Annotated in this window: 14 protein-coding genes and 1 pseudogene; 2 read left to right on the forward strand and 13 right to left on the reverse strand. The window is 72.0% G+C overall.

Features of this window, described 5'->3' with window-relative positions:
- Positions 1–69: 69 nt before the first annotated feature.
- The 7 genes and pseudogenes from ABD437_RS35695 to pyrR all read right to left on the reverse strand — a co-directional run.
- Positions 70–1,122 (reverse strand): annotated as a pseudogene (locus tag ABD437_RS35695) (quinone-dependent dihydroorotate dehydrogenase); the annotation flags it as partial.
- Positions 1,119–4,439, reverse strand: coding sequence for a carbamoyl-phosphate synthase large subunit (gene carB / locus ABD437_RS35700; protein ID WP_344653387.1), 3,321 nt, complete (start codon positions 4,437–4,439; stop codon positions 1,119–1,121). The pseudogene ABD437_RS35695 and the gene carB, both read right to left, overlap by 4 nt.
- Positions 4,439–5,548, reverse strand: a complete 1,110-nt coding sequence (gene carA / locus ABD437_RS35705) for a glutamine-hydrolyzing carbamoyl-phosphate synthase small subunit (protein WP_344653388.1) — start codon at positions 5,546–5,548, stop codon at positions 4,439–4,441. The genes carB and carA overlap by 1 nt, the downstream gene beginning before the upstream one ends.
- Positions 5,545–6,075 (reverse strand): PH-like domain-containing protein, encoded by a 531-nt coding sequence (locus ABD437_RS35710; protein WP_344653389.1) that lies wholly within the window; start codon positions 6,073–6,075, stop codon positions 5,545–5,547. The genes carA and ABD437_RS35710 overlap by 4 nt, the downstream gene beginning before the upstream one ends.
- Positions 6,072–7,343, reverse strand: a complete 1,272-nt coding sequence (locus ABD437_RS35715; protein ID WP_344653390.1) for a dihydroorotase — start codon at positions 7,341–7,343, stop codon at positions 6,072–6,074. The genes ABD437_RS35710 and ABD437_RS35715 overlap by 4 nt, the downstream gene beginning before the upstream one ends.
- Positions 7,340–8,254 (reverse strand): aspartate carbamoyltransferase catalytic subunit, encoded by a 915-nt coding sequence (locus ABD437_RS35720; protein WP_344653391.1) that lies wholly within the window; start codon positions 8,252–8,254, stop codon positions 7,340–7,342. Before ABD437_RS35720 ends, ABD437_RS35715 begins: the two co-directional genes overlap by 4 nt.
- Entirely contained in the window at positions 8,251–8,805 is a 555-nt protein-coding gene (pyrR, locus tag ABD437_RS35725) for a bifunctional pyr operon transcriptional regulator/uracil phosphoribosyltransferase PyrR (protein ID WP_344653392.1), read from the reverse strand. The genes ABD437_RS35720 and pyrR overlap by 4 nt, the downstream gene beginning before the upstream one ends.
- Before the next feature lie 479 nt (positions 8,806–9,284).
- On the opposite strand from pyrR, the gene bldD reads away from it, so the two are divergent.
- Entirely contained in the window at positions 9,285–9,761 is a 477-nt protein-coding gene (gene bldD / locus ABD437_RS35730; protein WP_035850614.1) for a transcriptional regulator BldD, read from the forward strand.
- An 80-nt stretch (positions 9,762–9,841) separates the two neighbouring features.
- On the opposite strand, the gene nusB is transcribed toward bldD, so the two are convergent.
- Positions 9,842–10,279 (reverse strand): transcription antitermination factor NusB, encoded by a 438-nt coding sequence (nusB, locus tag ABD437_RS35735; RefSeq protein WP_344653393.1) that lies wholly within the window; start codon positions 10,277–10,279, stop codon positions 9,842–9,844.
- Positions 10,276–10,839: an elongation factor P gene (gene efp / locus ABD437_RS35740; protein ID WP_344653394.1), complete on the reverse strand. Its 564-nt coding sequence runs from the start codon at positions 10,837–10,839 to the stop codon at positions 10,276–10,278. Before efp ends, nusB begins: the two co-directional genes overlap by 4 nt.
- A gap of 307 nt (positions 10,840–11,146) precedes the next feature.
- On the opposite strand from efp, the gene ABD437_RS35745 reads away from it, so the two are divergent.
- Positions 11,147–13,075, forward strand: coding sequence for a glycoside hydrolase family 9 protein (locus ABD437_RS35745; protein WP_344653395.1), 1,929 nt, complete (start codon positions 11,147–11,149; stop codon positions 13,073–13,075).
- Positions 13,076–13,107: 32 nt separating this feature from the next.
- On the opposite strand, the gene aroQ is transcribed toward ABD437_RS35745, so the two are convergent.
- Genes aroQ through aroC form a run of 4 tightly spaced genes read right to left on the reverse strand, consistent with a single transcriptional unit; the run spans position 13,108 to position 16,317 of the window.
- Positions 13,108–13,536 (reverse strand): type II 3-dehydroquinate dehydratase, encoded by a 429-nt coding sequence (aroQ, locus tag ABD437_RS35750; protein ID WP_344653396.1) that lies wholly within the window; start codon positions 13,534–13,536, stop codon positions 13,108–13,110.
- Positions 13,533–14,639: a 3-dehydroquinate synthase gene (gene aroB / locus ABD437_RS35755; protein ID WP_344653397.1), complete on the reverse strand. Its 1,107-nt coding sequence runs from the start codon at positions 14,637–14,639 to the stop codon at positions 13,533–13,535. Before aroB ends, aroQ begins: the two co-directional genes overlap by 4 nt.
- Positions 14,636–15,139, reverse strand: coding sequence for a shikimate kinase (locus tag ABD437_RS35760; protein ID WP_344653398.1), 504 nt, complete (start codon positions 15,137–15,139; stop codon positions 14,636–14,638). Before ABD437_RS35760 ends, aroB begins: the two co-directional genes overlap by 4 nt.
- On the reverse strand, positions 15,136–16,317 hold the full coding sequence (aroC, locus tag ABD437_RS35765) for a chorismate synthase (protein WP_344653399.1): 1,182 nt from the start codon (positions 16,315–16,317) through the stop codon (positions 15,136–15,138). The genes ABD437_RS35760 and aroC overlap by 4 nt, the downstream gene beginning before the upstream one ends.
- Positions 16,318–16,349: the final 32 nt, after the last annotated feature.

Here is a 16,349-nt window from a genome sequence, read left to right on the forward strand (position 1 = left end):
GCTCTGGGGCGCTCTCAGCGGGCTGGAAACGCCCTCGTCGGAGCCAAGGCGCCCGACACCACGCTGAGTGACGGATTTGTTGATCGCCCGGACCAGGCCGGGACCCCGGTAGACCAGGCCCGTGTACACCTGCACGAGCGCGGCGCCGACGTCGAACAGCGCGGTGGCGTCGGCGGCGGTGAGCACTCCCCCGACGCCGATCACCGGCAGGCGCCCGTCGGTCTCCCGGACGACGAACGCGACCAGCTCCCGGGCCCGGCGGGTCAGCGGCGCGCCCGAGAGCCCGCCGGCCTCGGGCGTCTCGACCCCGGTGCGGCTCAGCGTGGTGTTCGAGACGATCACCCCCGCGACGCCGTGCGCCGCGCACACCTCGAGCACCTCGCCGACCGCGGCGTCGGTGAGGTCGGGCGCGATCTTGACGACGAGCGGCACCGGCTGCCCGGCCGGGCGGCGCGGGCCGGGGATGCCCGCCTCGGCGGTGAGCGCGGCCAGCAGCTCGTCGAGCGCGGCCCGGTCCTGCAGCGCGCGCAGGCCCGGGGTGTTCGGGGAGCTGACGTTGACCGCCACGTAGTCGGCGTAGCGGCCGAGGTGACGCAGCGACGTCACGTAGTCGGCGACCGCGTCCTCGAGCGGCGTCACCTTGGACTTGCCGAGGCTGACCCCGACCGGGATCGGCAGCGGGGGCTTGCCACCGGCGCTCAGGTCCGCGAGGCGGGCCGCCAGCGCGGCCGCGCCCCGGTTGTTGAAGCCCATCCGGTTGACGATCGCCTCGGACTCGGGCAGCCGGAACAGCCGCGGCCGCGGGTTGCCCGGCTGGGCGTGCGCGGTGACGGTGCCGACCTCGACGAACCCGAAGCCGAGCCCGGCCCAGGCCGGCAGCGCGACCCCGTTCTTGTCCATGCCCGCGGCCAGGCCGACCGGCCCGGGGAACCGCACGCCGAACAGCGTGCGGGCCAGGCCGGGTGCGTCGCCGTGGGCCCAGCGGCGGGCGGCGGGGGGGGNNNCGCCGCCCGCCGGTGAGCGCCCGAACCGGGTCAGCGCCGCCAGCGTGCGCTCGTGTGCGGTCTCCGCGTCGCCGAGGCGGAACAGCACCTGCTTGCGCAGGACGTCGTACGCGTTCACGAACGCAGCGCCCGGTGCAGCTCCTGCAGCGGCCGCACGGAGAGCTCCCCGCGCAGCTGCGCCTCGATGCCGAACACGGCCGCGGCGGCGGCCTGCACGGTCGTGATGCAGGGCACGTCGGCCGCCACCGCGGCCGACCGGATCTCGTAGCCGTCGACCCGCGGCCCGGAATTTCCGTAGGGCGTGTTGACGACCAGTTGAACCTCTCCGGCCCGGATCAACGTGACCACGTCGTGATCGTCCTCGCCCCCGGCCGGCTCGAAGTGCTTGCGCACGACGCGCGCCGGGATGCCGTGCCGCCAGAGCACCTCGGCGGTGCCGTGCGTCGCGATCACCTCGAAGCCCAGGTCGGTCAGGCGCTTGACCGGGAACACGATCGAGCGCTTGTCCTTGTTGGCGACCGAGACGAAGACCCGCCCCGACGTCGGGAGCGACCCGTACGCACCGGCCTGGCTCTTGGCGAACGCCGCGCCGAACGCGGTGTCGATGCCCATCACCTCGCCGGTGGACTTCATCTCCGGGCCGAGCAGGCTGTCGACGCCGGCGCCGGTGATCGTGCGGAACCGCTTGAACGGCAGCACGGCCTCCTTGACCGCGATCGGCGTCTGCTCGAGCGCCAGCGACCCGCCGTCGCCGGTGGGCGGGAGCAGGCCCTCGGCGCGCAGCTCGGCGATCGTCGCGCCGAGCATGATGCGGGCCGCGGCCTTGGCCAGCGGCACCGCCGTGGCCTTGGAGACGAACGGCACCGTCCGCGACGCGCGCGGGTTGGCCTCCAGCACGTAGAGCGTGTCGTCCTTGAGCGCGTACTGGACGTTCAGCAGGCCCTTGACGCCCACCCCGGCCGCGATCGCCGCGGTGGAACGGCGCACGTTCTCGATGTCGGCCGAGCCGAGCGTGATCGGCGGGAGCGCGCACGCCGAGTCGCCGGAGTGGATGCCGGCCTCCTCGATGTGCTCCATGACGCCGCCCAGGTAGACCTCGCCGGTGCCGTCGGCCAGCGCGTCCACGTCGATCTCGATCGCGTCGTCGAGGAAGCGGTCCACCAGCACCGGATGTTCCGGACTGACCTGGGTGGCCCGGCCGATGTAGGACTCCAGCGTGGCGTCGTCGTAGACGATCTCCATGCCGCGCCCGCCGAGCACGTAGGACGGGCGGACCAGGACCGGGTAGCCGATCTCCGCGGCGATCTTGTGCGCCTCGGCGTACGAGGTGGCCAGGCCGTGCTTGGGCGCGGGCAGGTCGGCGGCTTCCAGCACCCGGCCGAACGCGCCCCGCTCCTCGGCGAGGTGGATGCTCTCCGGCGGCGTACCGACGATCGGGACGCCGGCCGCGGCCAGGCGACGGGCCAGGCCCAGCGGCGTCTGGCCACCGAGCTGGACGATGACGCCGACGACGCCGGGCCCACCGGCGGCCTTGCCCGACGAGTCCTCGGCGTGCCAGACCTCGAGCACGTCCTCGAACGTCAGCGGTTCGAAGTAGAGGCGGTCGGACGTGTCGTAGTCGGTCGACACCGTCTCCGGGTTGCAGTTGACCATCACGGTCTCGTAGCCGGCGTCGCGCAGGGACATCGCGGCGTGCACACAGGAGTAGTCGAACTCGATGCCCTGGCCGATGCGGTTGGGGCCGGAGCCGAGGATCAGCACCTTCGCCCCGGTGCTCGGCGCGACCTCGGTCTCGGCCTCGGGGTCGGTCTCGTACGCGCTGTAGTGGTACGGGGTGGACGCGGCGAACTCGGCCGCGCAGGTGTCGACGGTCTTGTAGACCGGCCGGACGCCCAGCCGGTGGCGCAGCGTGCGGACGCCGTCCTCACCGGCGAACTCCGGACGCAGCGACGCCACCTGCCGGTCGGAGAGGCCGGCGCGCTTGGCCCGGCCGAGCAGGTCGGCGTCGAGCACCGGCGCGTCGACGAGCTCGGCCCGCAGCTCCACCAGCGAGGCGATCTGGTCGACGAACCACGGGTCGTAGCCACTCACCGCCGAGACCTCGGCCACCGAGTGCCCGAGGCGCAGCGCCCGCTCGGCGTCGTAGAGGCGCCCGTCGTGGGGCGTCTTGAGGGCTTCGAGCGGGTCGTCGTCCGGGTCGGGCGTCGTCCAGAAACCACCGGCGGTGGTCTCGGCCGAGCGCAGCGCCTTGTTCAGCGCCTCCGGGAACGACCGGCCCAGCGCCATGCCCTCGCCGACCGACTTCATCGTCGTGGTGAGCTCCGGGTCGGCGCCGGGGAACTTCTCGAACGCGAACCGCGGCACCTTCACCACCACGTAGTCCAGCGCCGGCTCGAAGCTCGCCGGGGTCTGCTTCGTGATGTCGTTGCGGATCTCGTCGAGCGTGTAGCCGACCGCGAGCTTCGCGGCGATCTTCGCGATCGGGAACCCGGTGGCCTTGGAGGCCAGCGCGGACGAGCGGGACACCCGCGGGTTCATCTCGATGACGACCAGACGACCGGTCTCGGGGTTGATCGCGAACTGGATGTTGCAGCCGCCGGTGTCGACGCCGACCGCGCGCAGCACCGCGATGCCGACGTCACGCAGGCGCTGGTACTCGCGGTCGGTGAGCGTCATCGCCGGGGCGACGGTCACCGAGTCGCCGGTGTGCACGCCCATCGCGTCGACGTTCTCGATCGAGCAGACCACGACGACGTTGTCGTTGCGGTCACGCATGAGCTCGAGCTCGTACTCCTTCCAGCCGAGCACGCTCTCCTCGATGAGCACCTCGGTGGTGGGGCTGGCGGCGAGGCCGGCCGACGCGATGCGCTCCAGGTCCTCGGACGTGTGGGCCATGCCGGAGCCGAGGCCGCCCATCGTGAACGAGGGCCGGATGACGACCGGCAGGCCGAGCTCGGCGACGGTGGCGCGGACCTCGTCCATCGAGTGGCAGACCGCCGAGCGCGGGGTCTCGGCGCCGACCGACGCGCAGATGTCCTTGAAGCGCTGCCGGTCCTCGCCGCGCTGGATCGCGTCGATGTCGGCGCCGATCAGCTCGACGTTGTACTTCTCCAGCACGCCGCGCTCGTGCAGCGCGACCGCGGTGTTGAGCGCGGTCTGGCCGCCGAGGGTGGCCAGGAGCGCGTCGGGGCGCTCCTTCGCGATGATCTGCTCGACGTACTCCGGGGTGATCGGCTCGATGTAGGTCGAGTCGGCGAACTCCGGGTCGGTCATGATCGTCGCCGGGTTGGAGTTGACGAGGCTGACCCGCAGGCCCTCCTCGCGCAGGACGCGGCAGGCCTGGGTGCCGGAGTAGTCGAACTCGGCGGCCTGACCGATCAGGATCGGCCCGGAACCGATGACCAGCACGTGCCGGATGTCGTCGCGCTTGGGCATCAGTTCTTACCTTCCATCAGCTTCACGAAGCGGTCGAACAGGTAGTCGGCGTCGTGCGGGCCGGCCGCCGCTTCGGGGTGGTACTGGACGCTGAACGCGGGCTTGTCGAGGCAGTTCAGGCCCTCGACGACGTCGTCGTTGAGGCAGACGTGGCTGACCTCGGCCCGGCCGAACTCGGTCTCGGCGGTGCCCTCGCGCGGCGCGTCCACGGCGAACCCGTGGTTGTGCGCGGTGACCTCGACCTTGCCCGTCTCCCGGTCCAGGACCGGCTGGTTGATGCCGCGGTGGCCGTAGCGCAGCTTGTAGGTGCCGAAGCCCAGCGCGCGGCCGAGCACCTGGTTGCCGAAGCAGATGCCGAACGTCGGGAGATCGGCGCCCAGGCTGGTGCGGGCCAGCGCGACCGGCCCGTCGGCGGTGGCCGGGTCGCCGGGGCCGTTGGAGAAGAAGACACCGTCGGGGTCGAGCTCCAGCAGCGCCTCCGGCGAGGTCGTCGCCGGGAGCACGTGCACCTCGATGCCCCTGGCCGCCATCCGGCGCGGGGTGTTGCGCTTGATGCCGAGGTCGATCGCCGCGACCCGGAAGCGCGCCGGGCCCTCGGCGTTCACCACGTAGGGCTCCGGCGTCGTGACGGCGCCGACCAGGTCGGCGCCGGCCATCGACGGGCTGGCCAGCACCTTCTCCAGGACCGCTTCCCGGTCCTCGATGCTCGAGATCGCGGCACGCATGGCGCCGCGCTCGCGCAGGTGGCGGGTGAGCGCCCGGGTGTCGACGCCGGCGATGCCGACGACGCCCTCCTCGGCCAGGCGGTCGCCCAGCGCGCCGGTGGCGCGCCAGTTCGACGAGATCCGGGCCGGGTCGCGCACGACGTACCCGGCCACCCAGATCTTCGCGGACTCGTCGTCCTCGCCGTTGACGCCGGTGTTACCGACGTGCGGCGCGGTCATCGCGACGATCTGGCGGTGGTACGAGGGGTCGGTGAGCGTCTCCTGGTAACCGGTCATACCGGTGGTGAACACGGCTTCGCCGAACGTCTCGCCGATCGCGCCGAACGCCTCGCCGCGGAACGTTCGGCCGTCTTCCAGGACCAGCAGTGCGGGAGTGGTGCTCATGCGGTCTTCTCCAGGATCACTTTCTCGATCTCACGCAGATGGGTGGCGTTGTCGATGCGGTGGTCGGCGCGGAACCCGGTGTCGAGCAGGAAGGCGTTCTGCTCCCAGGTGATCACCAGCATTCCGGCCCCGCCGACGACCTTGTTCGCGTGCCCGGCGTCGAGGCGGGCTTCTCTGATGGCCGCGGCCGGGATGAAGAGCGGCTCCGAGCCGTCGCGCTCGATCCGGACGCCCTCGGGGCCGGTGTGCAGCGTCGCGGCGGCCCGGTTGGCCAGGCCGCCCGCGTAGACGCGGGCCTGCCACTCGCCGGCCTGGGTGGTGCCGACGTACAACCCGTCGGCGGCCTCCACAGCGTCGGTGACGGTTCCCGTGGGCAGCGGCAGCAGCTCGGCGTGGGCGGCCACGCGGCGCTTCCACGCCCGGCGGGCACCCCACACGATCAGCGCGAACAGCGCCAGCACGACGGCGGTGAACAGGATCCGCCCGGTCCAGTTGTCGGGCGGGCGCTCGTAGGCGGCGGCGATCATGCCTGAGCCTTCCCGTCCAGCACCGTGGCACGCCCGCGCAGGAACGTGGCGACGATCGCACCGGGCAGCTCCAGCCCGGCGTACGGGGTGTTGCGGCTGATGCTGGCCAGCCCGTCGGGGGTGACCGTCCAGCGCTGCGACGGGTCCACCAGGGTCAGGTTGGCGGGCTCACCGGGCGTGAGCGGACGGCCGTGGCGGCTCTCCAGGTTCGCGATGCGTGCCGGGGCGTGGCTGAGCCGCTCGGCGACCCCCGCCCAGTCGAGCAGGCCGGTCTCCACCATCGTCTTGACGACGATCGGGAGCGCGGTCTCCAGCCCGAGCATGCCGGGCCGGGCCGCGGCCCACTCGCATTCCTTGTCCTCACGGGCGTGCGGCGCGTGGTCGGTGGCGACCGCGTCGATCGTGCCGTCGGCCAGGGCCTCGCGCAGCGCGGTGACGTCCTCGGTGGTGCGCAGCGGCGGGTTGACCTTGTACACCGGGTCGTAGGTGGCGGCCAGTTCGTCGGTGAGCAGCAGGTGGTGCGGCGTCACCTCGGCGGTGACCCGGACGCCGCGGCTCTTGGCCCAGCGCAGCACCTCGACCGAGCCGGCCGTGGACACGTGACAGACGTGCAGCCGGGAGCCGACGTGCGCGGCCAGCAGCGCGTCCCGCGCGATGATCGCCTCCTCGGCGACCGCGGGCCAGCCGGCCAGCCCGAGCCGGGCCGACTGCTCCCCCTCGTTCATCTGCGCGCCGACCGTGAGCTTCGGGTCCTCCGCGTGCTGGGCGATGACGCCGTCGAACGCCTTGACGTACTCCAGCGCCCGGCGCATCACCGCGGCGTCGTGCACGCAGTGCCCGTCGTCGGAGAACACCCGCACCTGCGCGGCCGACTCGGCCATCGCGCCGAGCTCGGCCAGCCGCTCGCCCTTGAGGCCCAGCGTCACCGCGCCGACCGGCTGGACGTCGACCAGCCCGACCTCGCGGCCCAGGCGCCAGACCTGCTCGACGATGCCGGCCGCGTCGGCGACCGGATCGGTGTTGGCCATCGCACAGACCGCGGTGTACCCGCCGAGCGCGGCGGCCCGGCTGCCGGTCTCGATCGTCTCCGCGTCCTCCCGGCCGGGCTGGCGCAGGTGGGTGTGGATGTCGACGAGGCCGGGCAGCACCCGGAGCCCGCTGGCGTCGACGACCTCGCCGTCGGTGCCCTCCGCGATCAGCCCGTCGCGGATCGCGAAGTCCCGCACGGTGCCGTCGGGGAACGTGGCCCCGCGGATCAGGTAGTTCACTGCGAGCCTCCGAGCAACAGGTATAGGACGGCCATCCGGACGTTCACGCCGTTGGTGACCTGTTCGACGATCGTGGAACGAGGGGAATCCGCTACTTCCGGAGTGATTTCCATGCCGCGGTTCATCGGCCCGGGGTGCATGACGATCGCGTGCTCGGGCAGCGCGGCCAGGCGCTTGGCATCGAGGCCGTAGCGGCGGGCGTACTCGCGCTCGGTGGGGAAGAACGAGGCGTTCATCCGTTCCCGTTGCACGCGCAGCGCCATCACCACGTCCAGCTTCGGCAGGACCGTATCGAGGTCGTACGACACTTCCACCGGCCAGGCGCCGACGCCCACCGGCACCAGCGTCGGCGGCGCCACGAGCGTCACCTCGGCGCCGAGCGTCGCGAGCAGCAGCACGTTGGACCGGGCCACCCGGCTGTGCAGCACGTCCCCGACGATGCCGACACGCAGCCCTTCGAGGCGGCCGAGCCGGCTGCGCATCGTGTACGCGTCGAGCAGGGCCTGGGTGGGGTGCTCGTGCGTGCCGTCGCCGGCGTTGACCACCGCGCCGTCGACCCACTTCGCCAGGTTGTGCGGAGCACCCGACGCCTGGTGGCGGATCACCACGGCGTCCGCGCCCATCGCCTGCAGCGTGAGCGCGGTGTCCTTGAGCGATTCGCCCTTGCTGACGCTCGAGCCCTTGGCCGAGAAGTTGATGACGTCGGCGGAGAGGCGCTTGGCCGCGGCCTCGAACGAGATCCGGGTGCGGGTGGAGTCCTCGTAGAAGAGGTTGACGACCGTGCGGCCACGCAGCGTCGGGAACTTCTTGACGCTGCGCCCGGCGGCCGCCGCCAGTTCGGTGGCCGTGTCGAGCACCAGGGTGGCGGTGTCGGCGTCCAGGTCGGCGGCGGAGAGCAGGTGGGGGATCATGCGTCCGCCTTCGCGATCACGACCGCGTCCCGGCCGTCGACCTCGCGCAGTTGCACCCGCACGTTCTCGGTGCGCGAGGTCGGCAGGTTCTTGCCCACGTAGTCGGCCCGGATCGGCAGTTCGCGGTGCCCGCGGTCGACCAGCACCGCGAGCTGGACGCTCTGCGGGCGGCCGAGGTCGGACAGCGCGTCGAGCGCGGCCCGGATCGTGCGGCCGGAGAACAGGACGTCGTCGACCAGGACCACCCGGCGGCCGTCGATGCCCTCGCTGGGCAGGTCGGTCTTCTCCAGCGCGCGGGGACCGCGCAGCCGGAGGTCGTCGCGGTAGAGGGTGACGTCCAGCGCGCCGACCGGGAGGGCCACGCCGGTGAACGTCTCGATGCGCTCGGCCAGCCGGCGGGCGAGCGGGGTGCCGCGGGTGGGGATACCCATCAGCACGGTGTCGGCGCCGCCGTCGGTCTTCTCCAGGATCTGGTGAGCGATCCGGTCGATGGTGCGCGCGACCGCGGATTCGTCGAGGATCTCGCGGACTTCGTCAAGGGCAGGCGTCACCGCCGGCCACCTCCTTCCCCGCCTCACGGGACGGGTCGTTAAAGGATGGGCTGTCGGGAGCAAACCTATCAGCGCCGGTACGGTGCGCGACGATTCGCCGCAGCGCCCTCACGAGGCCCGCGCGACCCACGTCACATGTGCTTTCCCGGCGCTCACACCTCAGCCTTTCGGCCCGTTTCGTACGGGAGATAGCGCGACTTCCGGTACCGATGTGAACCATGTGACGAGAGGATGATGAACTGTTCCGGTCACACTTCGCAGCGAGAACGGGCACGGTTGCTCACCGCGTGGAATCGACTGGGGCGTTCAACGTCACATCGCCGGGCGGCTACGGTTTCGTCATTCCCCTTGACCGGATTGCCCTTTCGGCTCTACGGTCACTCTCCGTAGCGACCGGGCGCAGTGACAAGGTCCGGCATGTCGCTGCTCGTCCGCCCGCATGCTTTCCCCGGGCATGCGCTTTACCCCTCGGAGTACGAATGTCCGATTACGCCAAGGCCCTCGGTGCCCGGCTGCGAGCCATCCGGCAGCAGCAGGGTCTGTCTCTACAGGGGGTGGAGGAGAAGTCCGGCGGCCGCTGGAAGGCCGTAGTCGTCGGGTCGTACGAGCGCGGCGACCGTGCCGTGACCGTCGCCCGCCTCAACGAGCTGGCCGAGTTCTACCGGGTCCCGATCGCGGAGCTCCTCCCCGGCGACGGCCCCGGCCGTCACGAGGGTGCGAGCAAGGTCGTCATCGACCTCGAGCGTCTCGAGCAGCTGCCCGGTGACGAGCTCGGCGCGGTGCAGCGGTTCGCCCGCAGCATCCAGCAGCAGCGCGGCGACTACAACGGCCGGGTGCTCTCCATCCGCGCCGACGACCTGCGCACGCTCGCGATCGTGTTCGACCTCTCGCCGGCCGGCCTGATCGAGAAGCTCACCGAGTGGAACGTGCTGGTCGCGACGCCGATCCGTCCGTAACACCCCTGGTTCCAGCCGGGGGTGTCGGCTGGAACACGACGAAGCCCCCCGCGCCGTTGGCGCGGGGGGCTTCGTTTCGTTCACAGTTCAGCTTTGACCAGTTGCAGCCGGCCCAGGAGGCCGTTGACGAAGCGGGGGCTCTCGTCGGTGGAGAGTTCGCGGGCCAGGTCGACGGCCTCGTCGATCGCCACGACGTCCGGGATGTCGTCGCGGAACAGCAGCTCGTAGATACCGAGCCGGAGCAGGTTCCGGTCGACCGCGGGCATGCGGTCGATCGTCCACCCCTCGGCGTACGTCGCGATCAGCTCGTCGAGCCGCGCCCGGTTCTGGGTCACGCCCTCGATGAGCGTGACCGCGTACTGCGGCACCGGCGGGTCGGACTGCGCGAGCCGGTCGCGAGCGGTCGCGAGCGGCTCGGTGCCGCGGACGTCGGCCTCGAACAGGATGTCGAGGGCACGCTTGCGTGCTTTCCGCCGCGCCGAGCGCTTCTCCGGGTCCTTCGAGGTGGGGCTGGTCACCCGGTGACCCGGCCGATGTACCGCCCGTCGCGGGTGTCGACCTTCAGCTTGTCGCCGGTGTTGACGAACAGCGGCACCTGGATCGTGGCGCCGGTCTCCAGCTCGGCCGGCTTCGTGCCACCGGTGGACCGGTCGCCCTGCAGGCCCGGGTCGGTGTGCGCGACGACGAGCTCGACCGAGGCCGGGAGCTCGACGTAGAGCGGGGTCGCGTCGTGCAGCGCGACCGTGACCTCGGCGTTCTCCAGCAGGTAGTCGGCGTTGCCGCCGACCGTCGCGGCCGGAACCGTGATCTGGTCGTAGGTGTCCGAGTCCATGAAGACGAAGTCGCCGCCGTCCTTGTACAGGTACGACATCGCGGCCTTGTGCACGTTCGCGGTGTCGACCTTGACGCCGGCGTTGAACGTCTTGTCGACGACCTTGCCGGTCAGCACGTTCTTCAGCGTCGTCCGCACGAACGCGCCGCCCTTGCCGGGCTTCACGTGCTGGAACTCGACGACGTTCCAGAGCTGACCGTCGAGGTTCAGCGTCATGCCGTTCTTCAGGTCGTTCGTGGTGGCCATGCGGAAGCTCTTCGTCTCCTGGTCGGCCGGCCTGCCCAGCGCGGGGCGCAGTGGGGACCGGTGCGCAAGTCGTAGGGATTCTCTGAGAAGCGGGGCGGCGGCTGCCACCCGCTTGTCAGGTCACCAGATACTACCTGTATCCGAAAGCCGACCCTACCGGCTCCACGTCTACCGGAAGGTGGTCGGCTGACGGGCGCAGGTCCGTCCACCGGCTGGCCGGCACCGAACGACCCGACCGGGTCGAACCGAAACGGCAGGAAGGGAACTCGTGCATAACCGCCGCCCAGCGGTCCTATCCCGGCTACTCGTGGGAGCAGCCGCTGTCCTGACCACACTGGCACTGGTCGCCGGCTGCACGGGCGATGATCCCGACAACGAGACCCCCGACCAGGACGCGCCGGTGGGCAGCTGGGAGCCGGTGGGCCCCACCGACGCCGTCGTCCGCACCGACCAGGTCGGTTACGGCACCACCGAGACGAAGGTCGCGGTGCTGCTGGCTCCGCGCGCGGCCGACGACGCCGCGTTCCTCGTCGAACGTCAGGACGGCTCGGTCGCGCTGAAGGGCACGGTCGGCGAGAACCGCGGCGCCTGGAGCAGCCGGTACCCGGCCACCTACCCGATCGACGTCTCGGAGTTACGGACCGCGGGCACCTACCGCATCCGGGTGAGCGGTGGCGTCACCGCCGCGTCGCAGGTGTTCGTCGTGGGGGCGAGCAAGGAGCTGTTCGGGCAGGTCGCGGCCGACACCGTGAAGTTCTTCGGGGTCCAGCGCGACGGCTCGGACGTGCTGTCCGAGCCGATCCCCCGGAAACCGTCGCACCTGCACGACGACGCCGCGACGGTCTACCAGCCGCCCGAGTTCTCCGACGGCGACGACCTCGGCGCCGGGCTGAGCACGGTCGACGGCGCGCCCGACGTCGACGTCAGCGGCGGGTGGTTCGACGCCGGCGACTACCTCAAGTTCACCCACACCACCGCGTACGCGCTGACGCTGATGCAGCTGGCCCAGCGGGGCGGCGACGCGAGCATCGGCAACGGCAAGGCGATCGAGGGCCTGTCCGACGAGACCGCGTTCGGCATGGACTGGCTCGACAAGATGTGGGACGAGAAGACCGGCACGCTGTACCTGCAGGTCGGGCTGGGCAGCGGCGGCGTCGACGGGATCGTCGGCGACCACGACGTCTGGCGGCTCCCGCAGGACGACGACAGCGCGTCCGGCGACGGGAAGCGCTACCTGCGCGACCGGCCGGTGTTCCGGGCCAACTCCCCCGGCGAACTGATCAGCCCCAACGTGGCCGGCCGGGTCGCGGCGGCGTTCGCGCTGGCCGCGCAGGTCGAGGCCGGGGACGACCCGACACGCGCGCGGGCGCACCTGGACGCGGCCGCGACGATCCTGAGCCTGGCCGACACCGACGACCCCGGCACGCTGCTGACGACGTACCCGCGCTCGTACTACGCGGAGAGCACCTGGACCGACGACATGACGCTGGCCGCGACCGAGGTCGCGCGGGCCGGGTTCGTGCTCGGTGACGACCGCTGGTCGACCTGGGCCGGGCAGGCCGCCCAGTGGGCCGGTCAGATGGTGGGTGCGGCCAGCAAGCAGCCGCTGAACCTGTACGACGTGGGGCCGGTGGCCGACGCCGAGCTCTACGGGCTGATGGCCGAGACCGGCAACAAACCGGCCGGGGTGACGCCGGAAGCGCTGGTCGCCGACCTCAAGACGCGCCTGGACGCCGGGGTCACGGCGGCGAACAAGAGCCCGATCGGGGCGGCGGCGCCGATGACCCAGTCGGACTTCACGACGAAGACGTTCGGCTGGAGCGCGGTCGCGGCGCTGTACCGGCGGGCCGCCGAGGACGACTCGTACGACGCGTTCGGCACCGAGCAGCGCAACATCGCGCTCGGCACCAACGGGTGGGGGTTGTCGCTGGTGGTCGGAGTCGGGAACACGTACCCGAAGTGCATCCACCACCAGATCGCGAACCTGGCCGGCGACCTGAGCGGCAAGGGGAAGATCGCGACCGGGGCGGTGCTGAACGGGCCGAACGCGGCGAGCGCGTTCAAGTCGCTGACGAAGTCGTCGACCGCGAAGAACTGCACCGGGGTCGACGTGAGCCGGTTCGACGGGCAGAACGCCCGCTTCGTCGACCAGCCGCACGCCTACTCCAGCGTCGAGCCGGCGATCGACTTCACCGCCACCGCCCTGATCGCGGTGACGCTCCAGTCACGGCTGTGAACCGACCGGGGTGGGGGCGACCCCACCCCGGTTCAGGCGGCCGCGATGTGGCGCAACGCGAGCGTGTAACCGGTGAGGCCGAGGCCGATGACGGCGCCGGTGGCCACCGGGGAGATCACCGAGTGGTGGCGGAACTCCTCACGCTTGTGGACGTTGCTGATGTGCACCTCGATGAGCGGCGCCACCAGCATCGCGCAGGCGTCGCGCACCGCGATGTTGTAGTGCGTCCACGCGCCGGGGTTGAGCACGACCGGCGCACGCTCGTCGGCCGCCGCGTGCAACCACCCGAGCATCTCGTGCTCGGCGTCGGTCTGGCGCACGACGACGTCCAGGCCCAGCTCCTCGCCGGTCTTCACGCACAGCGCCGCGAGGTCGTCGTGGGTGTCGGCGCCGTAGATCTCCGGCTCGCGGGTGCCCAGCCGGCCGATGTTCGGCCCGTTCAGCACGTACACGCGGGTCACAGCCGCACCGCCGAACCGGGGCTGCTCTCGGTGCCCACGGCCGAGTACGCCGCCACCAGCACCCCCGGATCCGGGTCCTCCAGCACTGTCGGTTTCCCCAGCCCGTCGAGGACGATGAAGCGCAGCCGGTTGCCGCGTGACTTCTTGTCCACGCGCATCGAGTCGAGCAGCTTCGGCCAGGCCGCGGCCGAGTAGGTCAGCGGCAACCCGAGCAGCTTCAACACCGACGCGTGCCGGTCCGCGGTGGCGTCGTCGAGGCGGCCGGCCAAGCGGCCGAGCTCGGCCGCGAACACCAGCCCGACGCTCACCGCGGCACCGTGGCGCCACCGGTAGCGCTCGTTCTTCTCGATCGCGTGCCCGAGCGTGTGCCCGTAGTTGAGCGTCTCGCGCAGCCCGGACTCGCGCAGGTCGGCCGAGACCACGTCGGCCTTCACCCGGATCGAGCGCTCCACCAGCTCACGCAGCACCGGCGACGCCGGGTCGGTGGCCGCGGCCGGGTCGGCCTCGATCAGCTCGAGGATGCGCGGGTCGGCGATGAAGCCGGTCTTCACGACCTCGGCCATGCCCGCGACCAGCTCGTGCCGCGGGAGCGTCTCGAGCGTCGCCAGGTCGACCAGGACGCCGGCCGGCGGGTGGAACGCGCCGACCAGGTTCTTGCCGGCCGCGGTGTTGATGCCGGTCTTGCCGCCGACCGCGGCGTCGACCATGCCGAGCAACGTCGTCGGCACCTGCACCACGCGGACGCCACGCAGCCAGCAGGCCGCGACGAACCCGGCGAGGTCGGTGACGGCGCCGCCGCCGAGGCCGACGATCGCGTCGGTGCGGGTGAAGCCGGCCTGGCCGAGCACGTCCCAGCAGAAGCCGGCGACCTCGAGCGTCTTGCCGTCCTCGGCGTCGGGGATCTCCAGCGAGTGGGCCTCGAAGCCGACCGTGCGCAGGTCGTCGCGGACCGCCTCGCCGGTGGTGCGCAACGCACCCGGGTGGATCACGGCGACGCGCTGGGCGCCCTGCAGCAGCGGGGCGAGCTCGCCGAGCAGGCCGTGCCCGACCAGCACGTCGTACGGCTGGTCGCCGCCCACGTGGATCGTCGTCACGTCGCTCATGCGTTCACCTGCTTCAGCACGTCGGCGGCGATGTCCTCCGGGGTGCGGCCGTCGGTGTCGACGGTGATCGTGGCCACCTCCGCGTAGATCGGGGCCCGCTCGGCCAGCAGCGTGCGCAGCGTCGCGCGGGGATTCAGCGAGAGCAGCGGGCGGGCGGTGTTCAGCCCGACCCGCTCGGCCGCGTCGGACAGCCCCACGTTCAGGTGCACGACGCGGTGACCACGCAGCGCGGCGCGGGTGGCGTCGGCCAGCACCGCGCCGCCGCCCAGGGCCAGCACGCCGTCGTGCGACTCGAGCGCGGCCGCGACGGCGTCCACTTCGAGCGCGCGGAACGCCGGCTCCCCGTCGTCGACGAAGATCTCGCTGATCGGCTTGCCCGCGGTGGCCTCGATGTCGTGGTCGACGTCCCGGAACTCGACCCCGAGCTCGGCGGCGAGCAGGCCGCCGATCGTCGTCTTGCCCGCTCCCGGCGGCCCCACCAGCACGACGGTCGGGCTCATTCGATCACCAGCGCGGCCTTGTACCCGGCCAGGTTGCGGCGGATCTCCTCGACCGAGTCGCCGCCGAACTTCTCCATCGCGGCGTCGGCGAGCACCAGCGCGACCATCGCCTCGGCCACGATCGCCGCGGCCGGCACCGCACACACGTCGCTGCGCTGGGCGATCGCCTTGGCGGCCGCACCGGTCGTGACGTCGACGGTCTGCAGCGCGCGCGAGATCGTCGCGATCGGCTTCATCGCGCCCTTGATGCGCAGCACCTCACCGGTGGTGATGCCGCCCTCGAGGCCACCGGCGCGGCCGGAGAGCCGCCGGACCCCGTCGGGGGTGTTGACGATCTCGTCGTGGGCCTTGGAGCCGCGCGAACGCGCCTGGGTGAACGCGTCGCCGATCTCGACGCCCTTGAACGCCTGGATGCTCACCAGCGCGGCGGCCAGCCGCGAGTCGAGCTTGCGGTCCCACTGGACGTGGCTGCCCAGGCCCGGCGGCAGCCCGTAGGCGAGCACCTCGACGATGCCGCCGAGCGTGTCGGCGTCGGCCTTCGCGGCGTCGACCTCGGCGACCATCCGGGCCGACGCGTCCGGGTCGGCGCAGCGCAGCGGGTCGGCGTCGATGCGCTCCCGGTCGGCCGGGGTGGGGGGCTCGGTGCCGTCCTTGACCGCGACCGAGCCGAGCTCGACGACGTGGCTGACGATCTCGACGCCGAGCGCCTGGCGGAGCAGCGACTGCGCCACGGTGCCGAGCGCCACCCGCGCGGCGGTCTCCCGGGCGCTGGCGCGCTCCAGGATCGGACGGGCGTCGGTGAAGCCGTACTTCTGCATCCCGGCGAGGTCGGCGTGGCCGGGGCGGGGCCGGGTGAGCGGCGCGTTGCGGGCCAGCCCGGCGAGGATCTCCTCGTCCACCGGGTCGGCCGCCATGACCTCTTCCCACTTGGGCCACTCGGTGTTGCCGATCCGGATCGCGACCGGGCTGCCGAGCGTGGAGCCGTGGCGGACACCGCCGAGGATCTCCACCTGGTCCTGCTCGAACTTCATCCGGGCGCCGCGGCCGTAACCCAGGCGGCGGCGGGCGAGCTGTTCGGAGATCTCGGTCGTGGTCACCGAGATGCCGGCGGGCAGGCCCTCCAGCATCGCGACGAGGGCGGGCCCGTGGGACTCACCGGCGGTCATCCAGCGCAACATAACGTGCAGTGTTCCACGTACGCGACGCCCGC

It is taken from the genome of Cryptosporangium japonicum (assembly GCF_039524755.1).
In the GTDB taxonomy this organism is placed as follows: domain Bacteria; phylum Actinomycetota; class Actinomycetes; order Mycobacteriales; family Cryptosporangiaceae; genus Cryptosporangium; species Cryptosporangium japonicum.